At 29.8% G+C, this 18209-nt stretch carries 12 protein-coding genes; 7 read left to right on the top strand and 5 right to left on the bottom strand.

What is annotated here, in order from left to right; translation table 11 throughout:
• Window positions 1-13: 13 nt before the first annotated feature.
• From Q1A46_RS14950 to Q1A46_RS14920, 7 genes are all read left to right on the top strand, one after another.
• Window positions 14-1060 carry an AraC family transcriptional regulator gene (locus Q1A46_RS14950; protein ID WP_299680429.1) on the top strand — a complete coding sequence of 349 codons (1047 nt, stop codon included), beginning with the start codon at window positions 14-16 and terminating at the stop codon, window positions 1058-1060.
• A 78-nt stretch (window positions 1061-1138) separates the two neighbouring features.
• Window positions 1139-1492 carry a hypothetical protein gene (locus tag Q1A46_RS14945; protein WP_299680426.1) on the top strand — a complete coding sequence of 118 codons (354 nt, stop codon included), beginning with the start codon at window positions 1139-1141 and terminating at the stop codon, window positions 1490-1492.
• Between the two features lie 11 nt (window positions 1493-1503).
• Complete coding sequence (locus Q1A46_RS14940) at window positions 1504-1857, top strand: hypothetical protein (RefSeq protein ID WP_095070926.1); 354 nt, start codon at window positions 1504-1506, stop codon at window positions 1855-1857.
• A gap of 33 nt (window positions 1858-1890) precedes the next feature.
• Window positions 1891-2361 (top strand): YHS domain-containing (seleno)protein, encoded by a 471-nt coding sequence (locus Q1A46_RS14935; protein ID WP_095070924.1) that lies wholly within the window; start codon window positions 1891-1893, stop codon window positions 2359-2361.
• Between the two features lie 166 nt (window positions 2362-2527).
• Window positions 2528-5119: a glycoside hydrolase family 2 protein gene (locus tag Q1A46_RS14930; protein ID WP_299680418.1), complete on the top strand. Its 2592-nt coding sequence runs from the start codon at window positions 2528-2530 to the stop codon at window positions 5117-5119.
• A gap of 40 nt (window positions 5120-5159) precedes the next feature.
• The gene (locus Q1A46_RS14925) at window positions 5160-5684 is read left to right on the top strand and encodes a hypothetical protein (protein WP_299680415.1); all 525 of its coding nucleotides are present in this window, start codon (window positions 5160-5162) and stop codon (window positions 5682-5684) included.
• A 50-nt stretch (window positions 5685-5734) separates the two neighbouring features.
• On the top strand, window positions 5735-7576 hold the full coding sequence (locus Q1A46_RS14920) for a PLP-dependent transferase (protein WP_299680411.1): 1842 nt from the start codon (window positions 5735-5737) through the stop codon (window positions 7574-7576).
• A 74-nt stretch (window positions 7577-7650) separates the two neighbouring features.
• On the opposite strand, the gene Q1A46_RS14915 is transcribed toward Q1A46_RS14920, so the two are convergent.
• The 5 genes from Q1A46_RS14915 to Q1A46_RS14895 all read right to left on the bottom strand — a co-directional run bounded on the left by Q1A46_RS14915 (window position 7651) and on the right by Q1A46_RS14895 (window position 18073).
• Complete coding sequence (locus Q1A46_RS14915; protein ID WP_299680408.1) at window positions 7651-8592, bottom strand: type IX secretion system membrane protein PorP/SprF; 942 nt, start codon at window positions 8590-8592, stop codon at window positions 7651-7653.
• A 410-nt stretch (window positions 8593-9002) separates the two neighbouring features.
• Window positions 9003-10052 (bottom strand): ATP-binding protein, encoded by a 1050-nt coding sequence (locus Q1A46_RS14910; protein ID WP_299680405.1) that lies wholly within the window; start codon window positions 10050-10052, stop codon window positions 9003-9005.
• A 3-nt stretch (window positions 10053-10055) separates the two neighbouring features.
• Window positions 10056-11195, bottom strand: a complete 1140-nt coding sequence (locus Q1A46_RS14905) for an FIST signal transduction protein (RefSeq protein ID WP_299680402.1) — start codon at window positions 11193-11195, stop codon at window positions 10056-10058.
• Between the two features lie 433 nt (window positions 11196-11628).
• A complete protein-coding gene (locus Q1A46_RS14900; RefSeq protein WP_299680399.1) occupies window positions 11629-11802 on the bottom strand; it encodes a hypothetical protein in 174 nt (57 codons plus the stop codon).
• A gap of 4 nt (window positions 11803-11806) precedes the next feature.
• Complete coding sequence (locus Q1A46_RS14895) at window positions 11807-18073, bottom strand: BspA family leucine-rich repeat surface protein (protein WP_299680396.1); 6267 nt, start codon at window positions 18071-18073, stop codon at window positions 11807-11809.
• Window positions 18074-18209 lie beyond the last annotated feature (136 nt).

Here is an 18209-nt window from a genome sequence, read left to right as displayed (position 1 = left end):
TAAAAAAGAATTTATGGTTTCTAAGTTTAATCCCGAAATCAATAAGATTTATTTTATTGAATCCTACACGCTCTTTCATATCATGGAAGGACAAGGAACTATTCAGGTTGATTTTAAAAACTATTTGAATTGGGATGATAAACTTATTTTTTTAGAAAAAGGACAATACATTAAATTCTCATCAGATTCTTTTACGGTTAGAAAAATAGAATTTGACAATCAGGTTTTATTCGAAAGTCAAGATGTACGAATTCTATTCAAGCATTTAATTTCTCTTGGATATATTGATTATTTAGAATGTAAAGATTGTCAGGAATACTTACAAAACACTATTTTTTCATCTCCAAAAGATATTATTGATATCTCAATCAATCAGTGGTACTGGCAAAATCCTTTTAATGCTGACAAAAAAGAATATCAAGTTATTTTTGATGTAAAGGAAGTTATCGATCAAGAATTTAAAAACCATCTTTCTGTAGGCGAACTCGTTCAAAAAATAAGTAAGAATAATCAGAATATAAATTACTTATTAAAGAATAAAATTGGTGTTACTGTAAAAAAATTACAAACTAAAAAACGTCTAATCGAAGACCAAAAACTAATTGCTTTTACAGATAGTTCTATTAAAGAAATTGCTTATGAACAAGGTTATAAAGACGTTGCTTACTTCAATAAAAACTTCAAGAAAAATACAGGAATTACTCCTAGTGAATTTCGAGATGAAATAGGATATCAATTAGATGATCATTTCGAAAATGATTTATTCAAACTCATACAAGAATTTCACACTTCAGAAAAAAAACTCTCTTTTTATGCAGATCAAATGCATATTTCTGAAAAGACATTAGCTAAAAAAGTTCGTCAGAATTTAAATTCTTCTATGGGACAATTAATTCGTCAAGAAATTATTCGAACTTCAAAAGAATTACTTTTACAAGGCGATAAAATTAAAAACATTGCTTACTTCTTAGGCTTTGAAGAAGCCAATCATTTTTCTTCGTTTTTTAAACTCCATACTAAACTCACACCAACCGACTTTTTAAAAAAGTACAATAGGTAGCTCCTTTTTTGTACCTCCTTCCTCCTACTTCTGATTGATCTTTGTATCAGATTAATAACCCATTTAAAATTATTTAAAATGAATATTAAAGATCAAGTACAACGCATAGATAATATGGTATCTCAAGGAGATATAGTAAACGCAGTTAAAACATTTTTCGCAGACAATGCTGCAACTTCAGATTATTCAAATTCAACCACAAACACAAAATCACAAATGGTTGAAAAAATGGAAGGATTTTTAGGAGCAATAGCTAACGTAAATGGAATTACACATCATAATTCTATAGTTGATGGTAACAACTCGGCATCTGAATTCACTTTTGATTTTGACATGAAAGACGGATCGAAAATCTATTGGCATGAAATCATTCAAAGAGAATGGAATGCTGAAGGACAGGTAATTCGTGAAGCATATTTTAACGCTAATTAAAAGTAAATACTATGAAATTTGTTACTAAAAGAATTCACGCATTTTTAGATTATCCTGTAGCAATAGCACTAATTGCATTACCTTTTTTATTAGAATTAGGAAAAACAAATCCTTTAGCACTTTGGATTTCAGTAATTACTGGTATAGCTGCTTTTGTTTTAACTGTTCTTACTGATCATCACTTGGGAATTTTAAAAGTACTATCCTATAAATTCCATTTAACAGTAGATTTTTTAGTCGGATTAACATTTGTACTCGTTCCTTTTTTATTCTCATTTAAAGGAATTGATGCTTACTTCTACTGGATTAACGGAGCTGCTGTTTTACTAGTTGTAAGCGCACACAAACCTCAAACAAATATTTAATAACTCAAATCATTAATTCAAAATTATAACATTATGAAAATTTTAAAATCATTAACAATCGCTGGATTATTTCTTTTAAGTATTTCAGCATTCAGTCAAGACAAAAAAGCTAATAATATCGACAATAGTAATATTGCTTTGCAAGGTTACAGTCCTGTTTCTTACTTAGATTTAAATTTAGCGCAAAGAGGAAATAAAAATTATAAATCTACTCACGAAGGTGTTGTGTATTATTTCACTTCAGCTCAACAAAAAACTACTTTTGATAAGAATCCTGCGAAGTACCTTCCACAGTACGGGGGATATTGTGCTTTTGGTACTTATGCAGGAGCAAAATTTAGAGTAGATCCGAATAAGTTTCTAGTTTACAATGGTAAATACTATCTATTTCTTAATAATGTAGAGTTAGATGCTAAACAATTATGGCTAAAAGAAAACGATGATAAGAAACTTGTGAAAGTTGCCAATAAAAATTGGAAAAAGTTAAAGGGTACTTATAACTAAGTCGATACTTCTTTGTTTTAAATTGAAAACCTTATTCATACTATTTGGATAAGGTTTTTCTTTTTACTGAGTTAATTTTTGTTCAAATAATGCGAGAATATTAAAAACTTAAATAACTGGTTTTATATATATTTATTAGCTCAACCAAACAACAAACCACCAAATAATGAAATTAACTCAGTTCTTCTTTATTTCTACTATAGTAATGTTACTTACTGGATGTAAAGAATCAATCGTAAAAGAAATGAAACTTGATCAAAATTGGACATTCAAAAAGGCCAACGATACCTTATGGAAAAACGCTACAGTTCCAGGAACAGTTCATACAGATTTACTTGCCAACAAAGACATTGAAAATCCTTTTTATCGATTAAACGAACATGATGTGCAATGGATCGATAAAAGTGATTGGGAATATAAAACGAGTTTCGAAGTTTCTAAAGAAGATTTTTCTAAAGAAAACATTGAGTTAGAATTTTTAGGAATAGACACCTACTCAAAAGTATTTCTGAACAATCAAGAAATTATGACTTCTGATAATATGTTCAGAAGATATACGATCAATTGTAAACCTTATGTAAAAGAAGGTAAAAATGAATTACGTGTAATATTAGAATCTCCAATTAAAAAAGGAATTGAAAAATATGATGCTATCGATTATGAAATTACAGTTTCTGATAATGATCTAGCTAAGATTGGTAAAGTTGAAGGAGAGAAAAAAGTAAGTATATTTTCTAGAAAAGCTGGATATCACTTCGGTTGGGATTGGGGACCAAGATTAGTTTCTTCAGGAATCTGGAGATCTGTGATTTTAAGAAGTTGGGATAACTTTAAAGTTGACGATGTATTTATTCGTCAAAAAAACATAGGAGAAACTGCACAACTTTCAGCAGAAATAGAAATCAATAGTTCTAAAGAAATTGAAAAAAGTGTTTTTGAGATTTTTGTAAACGACACATTAGTAAAAACAGAAGAAAAACCTTTAATAATAAATAAAAATACATTTACCATTCCATTTGAAATTAAGAATCCGAAACTTTGGTGGCCAAATGGTATGGGAGAACAGCATTTATATGACGTAAAAGTTAAAGTAAGTCATAAAAATCATTCAGATGCTAAATCACATCAAATCGGTATACGAACAATAGAATTAATTCGTGAAAAAGATAGTATTGGAAGCTCTTTTTACTTCACTGTAAATGGGAAACCAACTTTTATGAAAGGAGCAAATTATATTCCGCAGGATATCTTTTTACCTCGAGTAAAACAATCAAACTACGAGCATATTTTAAATTCAGCAAAAGATGCAAATATGAATATGATTCGTGTTTGGGGAGGTGGTGTTTATGAAAGTAAAGCTTTTTATGATTTATGTGATAAAAAAGGATTATTGGTTTGGCAAGATTTTATGTTTGCTTGTGCAATGTATCCTGGTGACGATGATTTTCTTGAAAGTGTAAAACAAGAAGCCATTGATAATATTAAAAGATTACGTAACCATACTTCTATTGCTTTATGGTGTGGAAATAATGAAGTTTTATCAGCCTGGGAACGTTGGGGCTGGAAACAACAAGTAACTAAAGAACAATCAGAAAAAGCTGCTAATACTATATGGAAAGCGTATACAGATATTTTTCATAAAGTTTTACCAGAAGCTGTAAAAGGTTACGATTCAGATAGAGAATATTGGGCTTCTTCTCCAAGTAGTGAATTAGGTGTTCCAGAATCTCATACCGATGGAGATGCACATTATTGGGGCGTTTGGTGGGGAAAAGAACCATTTGAAAATTATAATGTTAAGATTCCTAGATTTATGTCGGAATTCGGTTTTCAATCTTTTCCAGAATTGGCTACTGTAAATAAATATACTATTCCAGAAGATCATGATATTTTTTCAGAAGTAATGAAATCGCATCAACGTTCTAGTATTGGAAATGGTACTATTGAAGAATATATGCTTAGACACTATAAAAAGCCAAAAGATTTTGCTAGCTTTTTACATGTAAGTCATTTATTACAAGCTTACGGAATTACAACTGGAATTGAAGCACATCGAAAAAATAGATATCGTTGTATGGGATCGTTATATTGGCAAATTAACGATTGTTGGCCAGTTGCTTCTTGGTCTAGTATTGATTATTATGGAAAATGGAAAGCATTACATTATGGTGTAAAAAAGTCTTTTGAAAAAACGATTGTTAGTTTCGATAAAAAAGAAAATGGAGTAAACGTTTTTATCGCTACTGACGATTTAGCAAATCAAAAAGGTGAGTTAAAGGTAGATTTATTAAGTTTTGATGGAGAAGTTATTACATCATGGAATGAAAGTATTGAAATAGAAGCTAATGCTTCTAAAAGTTATCTTTCTATATCAAAAGAAAAGTTAGAAGAATTCTCATCGCAATGGAATACAGCTTTCTTAAGTGCTTCATTAAAAGTTGGTGAAACTACTGTTGCTAAAAAACAACATTATTTAGTTCCTTTTAAGACTTTAGAATTGCCTGAACCAGAAATTACTTTTAATGTTTCTGAAAATGACACAGAATATATTGTTAGTTTAAAAACTAAAAAACTAGCTATCGGTGTTTTTGCTTCTGGAAACTTTGATGAAAATTTCTCTGATAATTATTTCACTATGGAACCAAATACAGAGAAAACAATTACTATTCAAAAAGGAAACTTTAAAACTTTAGCAGATTTCAAAAAAGAATTAAAAGTATCTAGTTTAGTAGATACTTATGAGACAATTGTAAAATAAATAAAACTTTTTAAGGTTCTGTATATATTGATTCTCTTCTATGAAATTCACATACAGAACCTTATTATTTTTCTTCTTTTTAACTCTTAAAATAACTTCACAAGAGTATAAAAACACATTTGATTTTTATATTGAAAATAAGAAATCTTTATTAGGCATAACTATTGGACAAAGCATAAAAACTATTCCTAAAGAAAGATTACAAGAATTTCCATTCCATATAAAAGATGAAAATCGAACTATATACTACTTAATATCTCCTAACCAAGAACGTATAGCTTTACTTTATTCAGATTTTAACAATAATGAAAAAGTTGGAAGTATTGTTATTATTAATAATGAAGTAATTACTGAACATGGTTTTAAAATAGGCACTATATTTAATGAGATTATAACTCAGATAGATAATGATCTATTACAAATTCATATCGACAAAAAAGATTCTAGTGTTATTCTTAGCGTAGATCACCTTCATTATACTTTAGATTTTTTTCCTGACACTACTACTATTTCTATAGAAAAAATACCGTTAAACTCTAAAGTCATTTCAATTCTAATTCAATAAAAAAACATTTAATTAACGTATCTTGCAGTCGTTTTTTTAAGGAGAAAATTATGCAAGACAACACCCTGTTTAACTATATAAAAAAAGTAGTAAATAATCTTCCTAAAGATTGGTTAAATTTAACTACACACAGATTAGATATTTATAATGAATCACAGGCTAAAACTGAATTTTTAGAACAATTTGAAAATTTATTCAAAAATGATAATGCAGATAAAATTGCATTGAGTGAATTGCCTACAGCTTATGATTATATTAGATTAGGACATCCTTTATCTTCTGTTTTAGAATGGACTATTGCAAAAACAAATAACACAAAACCAAGTAATGTTATTAGTTTTTCATCAGTAAGTATTCCGGTTTTAGCTATTCTTAGAAAAAACTTATTCTTAAAAAAGAACACTTTAATTCTTTTTAAAGATGAATTACCTAAAAACTTCAATATTAATCATGTTAAAGAGGTATATGGATATCAGTTTGAAACTAAAAAAATAAATGCTTCAGATGAAATTCCTGAATTTGACGGAACTACTATTCTTTTTTCTGAAAAAGAAAGTATTTGTGAATTTGATCTTACTTTAAACGTTGATTTTTTTGTTAATACGCAGCAAAACTTAGGTAGTGTCTTATATGTTAATGGAGAACAAAATGAAAATTATATTTCTGAAATACAACATGTAAGAAGAAGAGAAACCATAGCAATGACTCCTGCGAATACCTTAATTGCTCTACAACAATTTATTGGAGAATCTTTTGATACGGTAAACTACGACTCAGAAAAAAATAAAGTAACCGTTTCTAATTTAGTTAATGAAATTACTGGAGTTAATACCAAAGCTGTTATAGGATCTAGTGGACTTTCAATTCAATATGCAATTATGATGGGATTAATTCATGATGCTGTTGAAAATCATAAAGGTAAAGACATTAAAATTATAGTTCCTCCGAATTGTTATGGAGGTACGAATGATCAAGCCAGAAGAGTTGCTGCATGCATAGATAATGTTGAAGTAATGGATTTACCTGTGGATGGTGATAACGATATGGTAAAAAGTATCGATATTGTTTTAACTAAAGTTACAGAGCTTAATGCTGTACCTTATATTATTGCGGAAATCCCTACAAACCCGAGAGTTGAAGTTCCGGACTTAGTAAAATTAAAAGAGGTCTTAAGTAAAAAACGTGTTAATGCTGATGGTGTATCTGCCGTTGAACCTGTTTTTATTTTAGATCAAACTTTTTGTCCGAATGTGCACTTTTTAGGCGACAATGAAATGTTAGCTGATGTAAAAACGATAGCATATGTTAGTGGATCTAAATTCCCTAGCGGTGGAAAATGTACAGCTGGCTATTGTACAGCAAATACAAAAGCAGCTTCTTTAATGGATAAAATAGAAGATCATATTCAACTTTGTGACAATGAAGCTACTGCTCTTCAATTAGAAATTTTGGCTGAACAAATGCCTTCAATGAATCAAAGAATTAAGGATGCTTATGTAAATACTCGCGAGTTTGTGACTTTTATTGAAGAAAATTTACCTGATGCAAAAATTAATTTTGTTTCTGAAGAATTAGCTTCTCAAGGATTTACTCCTTCTGTTTTCTCTTTAGATTTACCTACTAAAGGAAATACTGATGAAGAAAGAGAAACTTATAAAAGAGCTTTAAACTTAAAGTTAATTAATTTAATGATTAACGAAATTCCTGATGAGAGTAAATATTGTGTGAGTTACGGACAATTAAAAGGTTGTTACTGGACTATTCCTGCGACTTCTACTCAAGGAACTACTAAAGAAGGTGATAAAGATTATATTGCTCGTGTGGCAGTTTCACCTGATCTTAATTTAGAATTACATAAGAAAGTTTTCTTAGATTTTGTAAAAGGAATTTAAGTTTTAAACTTTCTTAAGAAATAAATAGGGAATCATTTTTTATGATTCCTTTTTTTATTGATATAATTTATCTTTTAAAAGAATCTAGGAGATTTCATAATTCGATCTCTGGCAATATCCCAACGTATCATTAATTCATAAGTTCCAGAATTGTAATTACTGTAGTTTGATGTTGTTAAATCGTAAGCGAATCCTATATTTAAATTCTCGGTAGCTTGTAAACCTATTAAAGCACTTATCGAATCGTCCCATCTCCATGCTAATCCTGCTGTGAATTTTTCATTGAATAAAAAATTACCAGATACATCTATCGATAAAGGTGCTCCATTTACAACCTTTACTAAAGTTGCAGGCTTAAACTTTATATTCTCACTCAAATCGAAAACATATCCGAAAATACCAAAGAAATGTAAACGCTCTTCTGCTAAATCTCCGTTTCCATTGGAAACCGTAGCAATTGTATCATCATAATGATTTGTTCTTAAAATATTGGGAATTGAGATTCCTGCATACCAATTCGATTTATAAAAATAAACTCCTGCTCCTATTGTTGGTAAAAACTCACTTACATTTTGATCGAAAATTCGTTCTTGTTGTAAAGCCGTTCCTTTACTCCAATCAATCGCTAAATGCCTTCCTCCTAATTTTAAACCAAATGCTAAGTTACTATTCTCACTAAATCGAACTGTGTAAGAAATATTTGCATCTAAATAAATCTCTTGAGCTGGACCAATTTGATCATTGGTTAAATTGACTCCTAAACCTACTCCACTATATCCTAAAGGCGTATCATAACTTAAAGTTTGTGAATCTGGTGCTCCTGCTAAACCAACCCACTGGGTTCTTCCTAATAATGTAATTACTGTATGATCATTAGATCCAGCGTAAGCCGGATTAACACTCATCGTGTTATACATATATTGGGTATACTGAGGATCTTGTTGCGCTTCTGTTTTTTTTAAAACGAAACTCAATATTAAACTTAATATTAAGTTATAAATTATTCTTTTACTCATATTCAACATTTACTTTAGTTTACCAGAATGCTTCTAATTAATGTTTTAACTCCTATGATTCACTAATATTTTTAAAAGAAAACTAAACCGAAAATTTAATTTTGGGGTAATAAAAAACCGTAATTATTTAGTATCAACTAAATTGTTACGATTCTGTTTTAAAATTTAATATAGCTTTTGCTTTTAGTAAATAAAATCTATTTAATATGCACTTCACATCCATAAATTCGGGGGAATTTACCGTTTTTAATTTCTATTCTTGAATTAAACTTTAACTTGGAAAGGGGATTTTAACTGTTTATTTTTCAATAAACTTCTTTTATAATTTAAGCATTTATTTTTTACCAACCAAAAAAACACCTATAAACAGGGTTTTAACTGTTTGGATATGTAAGTAATCAAAAAAACTATTATTGTGCTTTTTTAATCGTAAAATGAAAAGTGGATCCTACATCTGGTTTTGACTCAGCCCATATTTCACCTTCATACATATCAATTATTTTTTTCACCATCGATAATCCCATACCTGCTGATTGATAATCATTTTCTAATCTGTAAAATGCGGTGAAAATATTCTTTAAATATGATTCTTGTATTCCGTTTCCGTTATCTCTTATGTGAAATTTCCATGAATCATCTTGATCTACACAACCAATCTCTATTTCTTTAATTTCTTTGTCATTAAATTTAATTGCATTAACAATTAAATTATTAAAAAGTTGGGATAAACTATGCTTATCCCCTTTTACACATGGTAACTGATTTGTAATATTTACCTTTATATTTTCTCCTAGATTTATCTTAGACAAAATACCTTCTAACAAAGTATTTACACATAAATCAGTTTGTTTTTTTGCATTAACCTTAATTGAAGAATAATCTCTAATAACTCCTACTAAAACATCTATTCTCTCTACATTTTCACTAATCAATTGTAGTTTTTTTAATCCATCCTCTTCAATTACTCCATCATAATCTTCCGCTAACATATGTACAAGAGTTTCTATATTTCTTAATGGAGAAACCAAATCGTGTGAAACCATGTGCGCATATTCACTCAACTCTTCATTTTGTTTTTCAAGATTAATTAATAATTTATCTTTTAATTGATTAATCTTTAAAATCTCTTTGGTTTGATGATCTATAAAATCGACTAATTTTAATGTAGATGTATTTTCTAAAGAATCGTTTTTTTCTAATTTATATACTTTTAATGTATTTATTACATTTTTAAGTCTATCAATAATTTCTTTTTGTTTAGCAGTTTCCTTTCTCAATTTTTCACTTGCTTCAGACAGCTCTTCTGAACTTATCATAGTAGCCCGTTGAAGCATTGAAAATTGATTATCAGAATTAGTGTACGATTTATTTACAGCATCTAAAAACGCTTCTAATTCTGAACTGTTCTGTAAATTCTCAGGTAAATATTTTCTAATCTGCCTTTTTAAGAGAGAATTCATTCTTTATTCACTTATTAAAGTTATTGTCATTGTTTGATTATGCAATTGACATTTTTTTTCTCCGTTGAACGGTGCAATTTCTCCATAAGAATACATTCCACAAATAGTTGCTTTTTTTCCTATAGTTTCCATAACCTCTTCTATTTCTTCTTCCACTCTTTGGTCGAGTACAAGTTTTCTTCCTATACAACTTACCAAAATTGCCAATTCAGCTTCTTTCTTTCTATCTTTATTTGCATATATAGCAGCAGATTCAGAAGCATTTACAATATTATCTACGTGGGTCATCATGAGTTGCACGCGTTCTCCTTTTAAAATATTTCCAGCAAGAATCATCGATTGTTCTTTTTCGTTAATATTTAAAATCGTTCTTACTATGGAATAATTTTCATTATCTGATTTTACTTTTAACGGATATAATAATGCCGCTCCAGGAAGTTCTTTAGCTTTGTCTCCTAAATAATTCTTATATAAATCTAAAGCAGGCTTTCCATCTAACTCATATAAGATATTATCTTCTGATTTTGTAACTATTCTTTCAGGACCAAAAGGAGTCCAACCTCCATTAATTGCACATGAAACTTCTAATGATTCTCCATATAAACCTATTGCTACAACTTCTCCAACTTTCGGGTTTTCATTATAAGAAGCTAAAGTTTTTTCAAATTTAGCTGCATCTCCACATAAAGCTCCTGTTATTAAGACTTCATTATTAACAGCTTCGTTCATACCTTGTGTTAAATGACTTCCGTTAACAAAACTCCCTTCAGAAACAACAAAAACATGCTTTAATCCATCTTTTGGAAAAGAATTTACTAAAGCTCTACCTGTGTCTGTACTATTAGCCTTATCACCGGAATCTAAAATATTTAAACGTCTTACTTCATATGTACTTTTTTCAAACTCAATTGCAGTTATAGTTATACTGTCATTATCAACTTTCTCTTCAGTAATATCTCCAGCAGTTGAGCCAAAAACAATATGCCCATCATTAAAAAGATTTTTTACTTCTTCGTAAATTTTTTCATCTTCAAGTAATTCTCTTTTCCCAAAAACTAAAACTAAGGGAGATTTTAGAGTAATTTTTTCATTTAAATATGTCCAATCTGAATTTTGGGTTCTTTGTAATTGTATAGTTTTCATATCATTTAAAAAGACAAATAATAAACATTAAATTCATTGGAATTTTTTGTTTGGTTGAGTTTAAACTAAACTAAAAGTACTGTATATTATGAAAACTTGAAGCCACACAATATGACAAGGCACTTCTTTTTAGACCAAATGCATATAAGTGTAGACGAATAGTAAGTAAACGACATGTTTTTTACACAAAAACACATACGAAAGGAGGTATATTAAAATCTGTACTTAATGCACTATCTAATTATAAAAATTAGATTTCATTTACTCTTTAAATATAAGTTTTTGTTTTTAATTTTTCTAATGATATAGTTAAGAAAATTAATTTTTAAGTTTTTAAAAGATATAAAAACACAAATTTTATGAGATTATTTTCAAAAAATCAATAAAAAACTCCTTTTAATTACTTAAAAGGAGTTTTTTTTATCTATTCTCTTTAAAATCCGCTACCTGGTACTTCAGGGCTAGATGCTTGTGCTTTCTTAGGGTTTAATATTAAATAGGTTCCTAAAGCTGTTATTGCTGTATATTTTCCATAGTTTCCTATTTTCTGTAACGCTTCTTTTCTTGTGATTTCTTGATGACTTTCTGTATGATTTGATTTCTTCATCCTCTTACTTTTCAAGTACTACTTTCTTATTAATTTTCTTTCCTTCTATTTCTACTTGAACTATATAAATTCCTGTTTCAACTGAAGTTGGTTGAATACGTATATTTAGATTTCCTTTAATATTCGTTTTGAAAACTTCGCTCCCTAAAACCGAAAACATTTTAACTGAAACCTTTTCTGTAGATGTAATTCCTGAAATAGTAATTTCTTGTTTACCATACTTAAAAATATTGATGTTTTCAGTAGTTAAAGTTTCTTCTGAAATATCTAATGTTTTTGATTTTAGATGTATATAAAAACGTCCTATTCCTGAAATTGCTGAAGTAGTTTTTAATGTATATAAATTTGTGTTGTCTAACTTGATAAACTCATCTGTTTCTCTGTCTTCTAAATACACTTCTGAACTTTCTGGTAAACTTTCTAACTGAACTGAAATTTCAATTTCTTTATTAGCATCAGATTTTATTCCTAAAGGAATTCTGATTTCTTCCTCATTTGAATATGGCAACGATTGAATTGTAAAATCTTTCTGCATTGAATTTTCCACTAAACGTGTAAAAATATCGAAGTTTGATCCACCGAAATTTCCAATATCAAATCCTGCATCTAAACCTTTAGTAGCAGAATTCATCAACTTAATATTTGTATCTACCACTACGTTATCTTGAGATGCTACAACTTTAATTGTTGGTACATTTTGCTGTCTTGAAAAAATTTCAACTCCTGTAGCATCAGTTAATCTCTGGTCTTCTTTAAAATCTAAGGCTGAAACGCCTACATTGGTTTTAATAAAGAAACCTTGTCCGACTGTTAATGAAAGATTCGGATCTAATAAAGATTTTGCCACATATTTATTTTGTGCATTATCCCAAATGTAAACGGCAACATTTACAGGATCGAACTTATCTATATTCTCTTGTATGAAGTTTATGTTCGCATTATTATTGACTGGTAAATACGCTGTATACGGATTTCCAACTGCATTCCATTGATCTTCATTTACAGGAATTACCACATCATTTGTTTCTAATGTTCCTGTAAACATTACTGAACCATCTGTTGATCTTGATACAATGTAACTTCTACCTTGTTCAAACGTAAGTGTATTCGTTACAATATCATCTGTAGTATAATAGGTCCATTTTGATCCTGCTGGTTTGCTATCATCATAATAACCAACAGCATAACGATTCGGAGTTACAGTGGTATTTTCACGAATATCATTTGTTGGATTTTCAATAAACTCTTTAATACTTTGACCTGAAACTGGAACAGTAACTAAACTCCATTTATTCGCCAATAAACCAGAACGTTCAAAATTTACTATTCCATTAGTTTCTCCTTTTACTACTAAAATTCCACTTGTATTTGTAGCTGAATTAATTTCAATAACTCCTTCAGTTTCTAAATCACCATTTACAACAACTCCTCCATTTTCTGAAATTTCTAAACCAGCTGAAGTTCTAATCGTTAAATCATTCATTTCTGCAATTACTCCATTGTCAATTACAGGTTGATTTGTTACATTTTGAATCAGCACATCATTTGTGGTTGATGGCGCATTATTATCCTCCCAATTATCAGTATCTGTCCAATTAACATCAGTATCTCCAGACCACACCACTGTATTTTCACAATCACTTCCCGCATCTGTGATTGTCCAATTATATGGTGAACTTTCTAAAATTGACTTAGCATCAGTTCCTAAACATAACTTACTATCTCCTGCATGAAAAGTGATATTAATTGGTACTTGAGTTTCTCCATTATCTAAAGTAGACCAACCTTCTAAAATAGCATCATAATTTTCATTTGATAATGTAACTCCCTTAAACATATCTGTCATGTTCATTACGCTAGAAATGTTCCAATTACTTAAGTCTTGATCAAAAGCTTTGGCATTCTCAAACATACTACCAAAATTTTCTATACTACTTACATCCCAATTACTTAAATCTTGATTAAATACTTCTGCTCCAATAAACATAACTGATAAACTATTCGTGTTTTCAAATTTCCATTTATCTAAAGGCTGATTGAACTTAGTTGTGTTTGCAAACATATATCCGACGAAAGTAACCTTACGAACATCCCAATTATTAATATTACTATTGAAAGCTGTACCTCTAAATAAATATCCCATAACTTCAACATTACTAACATCCCAATCTCCAATTCGTCCACCTAAATCTTCAAAATTAACAGAACGACTAAATAACAAATTCATGTTTGTTACACTTGTCAAGTCAGGTGTGTCATTGGCTTTTAAAACTAGATTATTACAATTATTAAAAGCTCTTGCTAAACTCATCCAACGAATACTTCCCCATTGATCTATTGACAATAAATTATCGTTGTTTGGTGAATCATTAATAAAAAATGACGTTAAATCTCCTGTTACTTTAACTTGATAATCACCTGATGTTAAATAAGTATGAGAAATAGTTCCAGTAACTCCTGTTTCTAAAGTTCCATCTCCCCAATCGATATTATAAGTTCTACCGTTGGTAACTCCTGGATAAATAATCTCTTCATTTTCACTTGTTGTTCTCCAAGTAGTAATAAATGCATCTTGACTTTCACATTGTTGCCCTGCATCTGTAAAATTCCATCCATTACTTGCTAAAAAATCTCGTTCAGTTCCTGAAACGCAATAATTAATTCCATTTGCTCCTAAATTAATGTTCTGTGGAATAGTTTCATCTCCTTGAATTGTAGCCCAACCAATAATTGTTTTATCATAATTTGAAGTAGAAAATCCTGTTCCACTTAACATGTTATTGGCACTATTCATATTACTAATATCCCAATCACTTAAATTTTCATTAAACAAAGTTGCTCCTTGAAAAGTACTTGTAAAATTCTCTATAGAACTTACATTCCAGTTCTTCATTTGTCCACCATTATCAACTAATTTTTTACAATCTTTAAAAGCTTCGAACATGTTTGTTACATTCGATAAATTAGGAATATCTGTTGCGTTTATCACAACATTTCCAGCACCTTCGAAAGCTCTATCAAAAGATTCCCATTTTCCTGTTCCCCATTGCTCAACAGATTGCATTTTATTACCAATATTGGTAAAGTTGTTTGTGTATAATCTTGCAAAAGCTCCCGATATTTTCACAGTATAAATTCCTGGAGTAGCATAAGTGTGAGAAGAATTTCCACCACGATCTGTTTCTACTGAACCATCTCCCCATTCGATTGTATAAATTGATGTTCCACCAGAAGTACGAACCTGAATACTTTCATTTGCAGATGTTGTTTTCCAAGTCGTAATAAATTTAGTTTCTTCGGCACAAGATTGTCCCCCATCATTAAAAGTCCAAGAATGCGTTGTTGCTAATTGATTTCTAGCATAAGCTCCGTTACAATATTGTAATGAAGAATTGAAATCCATTCCAGTAGGAATTTTTGTTTCTCCAACATCTAAGCTTGCCCAACCCAATAACGTTTCATCGTAATTCGCCACACTCATTCCTGAGTTGTCTAACATTTTGTTAATGAAACGCATTTCACTAATGTCCCAATTTGCTAAACTCTGATTGAAAGCAGTTGCATTTTCAAATATCAATTCGAATAAATCAACTTGACTTACATCCCAATTGGAAAGGTCTTGATTAAAACTAGTCGCATTTCTAAAAACTGCAGATGCTGTTTTTAAATTATTGAATGTCCAATTTCCTACAGGTTTATTGAATACTGCATTATCAGCAAACATAAAGTCGATTTCCTTCGCTAATTGCATATTCCATCCACTAATATTTCTATTGAATGCTGTTCCTTGAAAAGCAAAAGAAAAGCTTTCAATTGTACTTACATCCCAATCTTTTAATTTGTCTTTAGCATCTGTAAAAGCTGTAGCATTTTGAAAAATTGCTCCGATTGAAGTAGCTTGTGATAAATCTGGAATATCATCTGCATTTAATTCTAAATTAGAACATCCGTAGAAAGCAAAATCTAAATTGAACCACTTTTGTGTCCCCCATTGATCGATAGAGATTAACTTCTCTTTTCCATCACGATTAAAAAAGTACATCTGTGGAAAATCTTCGTAAATTTTTACAGTATACGTTCCTGCAGTTGCATAAGTATGTGTAATATCACCTGTAAATCCAGATTCAATTGTTCCATCTCCCCAATCTACAGTGTAATTGTAAGTTGCTCCTCCAAAAGTGTAAATAGGAATTGTTAAATCTCCAGCTTTTACTCTCCATGTAGTTATGAACTTTTCTTCTTCTATTCCTTCAAATATATCACCTTCAAAAGTCCAAGTGTATGTGTTTTTTAATGTTTCTCTGTACTCAGGATTTCCATAACCAACGTTTAAAGCTCCAAATCTAATATTTGTTGGTATTTTAGTCTCTCCTGCTTCCAATGCTGAAAAACCTTGCAACGTTTTATCATAGTTTTCAACTGATAAAGCAGTAGCATCTAACATTCCTATGAAATCGGTTCCACTAGAAATATCCCATGAACTCAAATCTTGATTGAACTCAGTAGCCCCTCTAAATGTATACACAAAATCGTATACTTTACTTACATCCCAATTATTTAAAGGTGAGTTAAATTTACCCGCACCAAGAAACATAGCAGACATATCTATTGTACCAGTAACATTTTCACCAATATTCCAATTATTTAAGTTTTCATTGAATACTGATGCACTTGAAAACATGTTATTAAAATCTGTTACTTTACCAACATTCCAATTTCCAATATTAGCACTTGTTAAATTATTAGTATTGTAAAACATACTAGACATATTAGTTACGTTACTTGTATTCCATCCTGAGAAATCTATAGTCGCTGTATTTCCAAGATTAAAACATTCAAAAAACATAAATGACATATCTGTCACCTTAGAAAGATCTGGTATATCAGTTGCAAAAACATCTAAGTTTCGACATCCATCAAATGCTGATTTGAATGTTTGCCATTCCATATTTCCCCATTGATCAACTGATTCAATTTGAAGAATCATTTTAGAAGTATTCACGTTAGCTTTTATCGCTGGGAAAATTCCAAAAATTTTGATTTGATATGTTCCTTGCGTAGCGTAAGTATGTATAGCATCACCAGTATAATTACTAACAACATTTCCATCACCCCAATCTACTGTATAGTAATAATCATAAGAATCGTCGGTTGGTATTGTTACTTTTTTACGATCACCTCCTAAAAGTCCGTCTGCATTAGTTTTCCAAGTAGTAATAAACTTATCTTCTTCCGGACAAAAATGTACATCTCCTGTAAAAGACCAATTATAATCGTTTATTAATTTCAACCTTGCTTCTAGATCACAATATTTCATTGAAGATGAATTTGCTATTTCTAAGTTTAAAGGAATAGCTGTTTCGCCCGCACTTAAAGTTGACCAACCCAAAATGGTAGCATCATAATCTGCCACATTAAGTTTTGATCCAAAAAATATTTGTGATATTTCAGTTACATTACTGATGTCCCAAGAACTTAAATCTTGACTAAATGATTCTGCTAAAAGAAATACTTGTCCGATTTCTTTAACCAAACTCATATTCCAATTATTTAATGGCTGATTAAAGTTTATTGCTTCTCTAAAAACAGCATTTGCGTATTCTAAACTTGTCGTCGTCCAATTATTTAAAGGTTGATTATAATTAGAAGCTCCTTCAAAAAGAGAATCCATGAAACGTACATTACTCACATTCCATGAGTTAATATTTTCGTTAAAACCTGAAGATTTAAAAACTCCAGTAAGATTTTCAATATTTTCGATATCCCAGTTTCCAATTTTATCTTTTAAATCTTCAAGATTTATGGTTCCTTCAAACATAAAAGACATGTTTGTTACTAAACTTAAATCAGGAGTATCTGTAGCATTGATAACTAATTTTGAACAACCTGCAAATGCATTTTCCATGGTTGTCCATTTATTACCTCCCCATTTTTCGATAGATACTATTTTATCTTTATCCCCAGATTTATTGAAATACATTGCTGGAAAATACGATTCATTGAAAAAATCTCCTGGAATTAAACTTATTTCAACGGTATGAATTCCTGGATTATCGAATGTTAATGTTTTATCTCCTCTACTAGTTACAATTCGCGGTAAATCACCTGGAGTTTTTGTATACTTTATTTGGTAATTATATGTCTCTCCTGGTTTTGTAGGAATAACAAAAGTTTCATTAGCTGTTGTAGTTTCTACTTTAAAAATAAATTGCGCATTTGAAATTTTAATAAAGAGAAAAAGAAATAGTAATAAGAAGTAATTTTTTTTCATTTTGATGAGGTATAGAGATTATGTTTTTTAAATAGTTTTTCTGATGTTTTACACACTTTAAAACTGAGTTCAAAGAAAAAAATTAGTTTTAAAAATGTTTTTAAAATTCATCAGACAAAAAACGGACAATTATTAT

Origin of the sequence: uncultured Tenacibaculum sp. (genome assembly GCF_947502995.1) — a bacterium.
Classification (GTDB): Bacteria; Bacteroidota; Bacteroidia; order Flavobacteriales; family Flavobacteriaceae; genus Polaribacter.
The sequence above is the reverse complement of the archived record's forward strand: the minus strand, read 5'-3'. Positions and strand labels throughout refer to the sequence as shown.

What these genes read in the sequence shown, in the direction of transcription:
- Q1A46_RS14920 (WP_299680411.1), top strand. Translation starts at nt 5,735, where the DNA reads ATGCAAGACAACACCCTGTTTAACTATATAAAAAAAGTAGTAAATAAT.
- Q1A46_RS14910 (WP_299680405.1), bottom strand. Translation starts at nt 10,052, where the DNA reads ATGAATTCTCTCTTAAAAAGGCAGATTAGAAAATATTTACCTGAGAAT.
- Q1A46_RS14915 (WP_299680408.1), bottom strand. Translation starts at nt 8,592, where the DNA reads ATGAGTAAAAGAATAATTTATAACTTAATATTAAGTTTAATATTGAGT.
- Q1A46_RS14930 (WP_299680418.1), top strand. Translation starts at nt 2,528, where the DNA reads ATGAAATTAACTCAGTTCTTCTTTATTTCTACTATAGTAATGTTACTT.
- Q1A46_RS14945 (WP_299680426.1), top strand. Translation starts at nt 1,139, where the DNA reads ATGAATATTAAAGATCAAGTACAACGCATAGATAATATGGTATCTCAA.
- Q1A46_RS14925 (WP_299680415.1), top strand. Translation starts at nt 5,160, where the DNA reads ATGAAATTCACATACAGAACCTTATTATTTTTCTTCTTTTTAACTCTT.
- Q1A46_RS14895 (WP_299680396.1), bottom strand. Translation starts at nt 18,073, where the DNA reads ATGAAAAAAAATTACTTCTTATTACTATTTCTTTTTCTCTTTATTAAA.
- Q1A46_RS14935 (WP_095070924.1), top strand. Translation starts at nt 1,891, where the DNA reads ATGAAAATTTTAAAATCATTAACAATCGCTGGATTATTTCTTTTAAGT.
- Q1A46_RS14900 (WP_299680399.1), bottom strand. Translation starts at nt 11,802, where the DNA reads ATGAAGAAATCAAATCATACAGAAAGTCATCAAGAAATCACAAGAAAA.
- Q1A46_RS14940 (WP_095070926.1), top strand. Translation starts at nt 1,504, where the DNA reads ATGAAATTTGTTACTAAAAGAATTCACGCATTTTTAGATTATCCTGTA.
- Q1A46_RS14950 (WP_299680429.1), top strand. Translation starts at nt 14, where the DNA reads ATGGTTTCTAAGTTTAATCCCGAAATCAATAAGATTTATTTTATTGAA.
- Q1A46_RS14905 (WP_299680402.1), bottom strand. Translation starts at nt 11,195, where the DNA reads ATGAAAACTATACAATTACAAAGAACCCAAAATTCAGATTGGACATAT.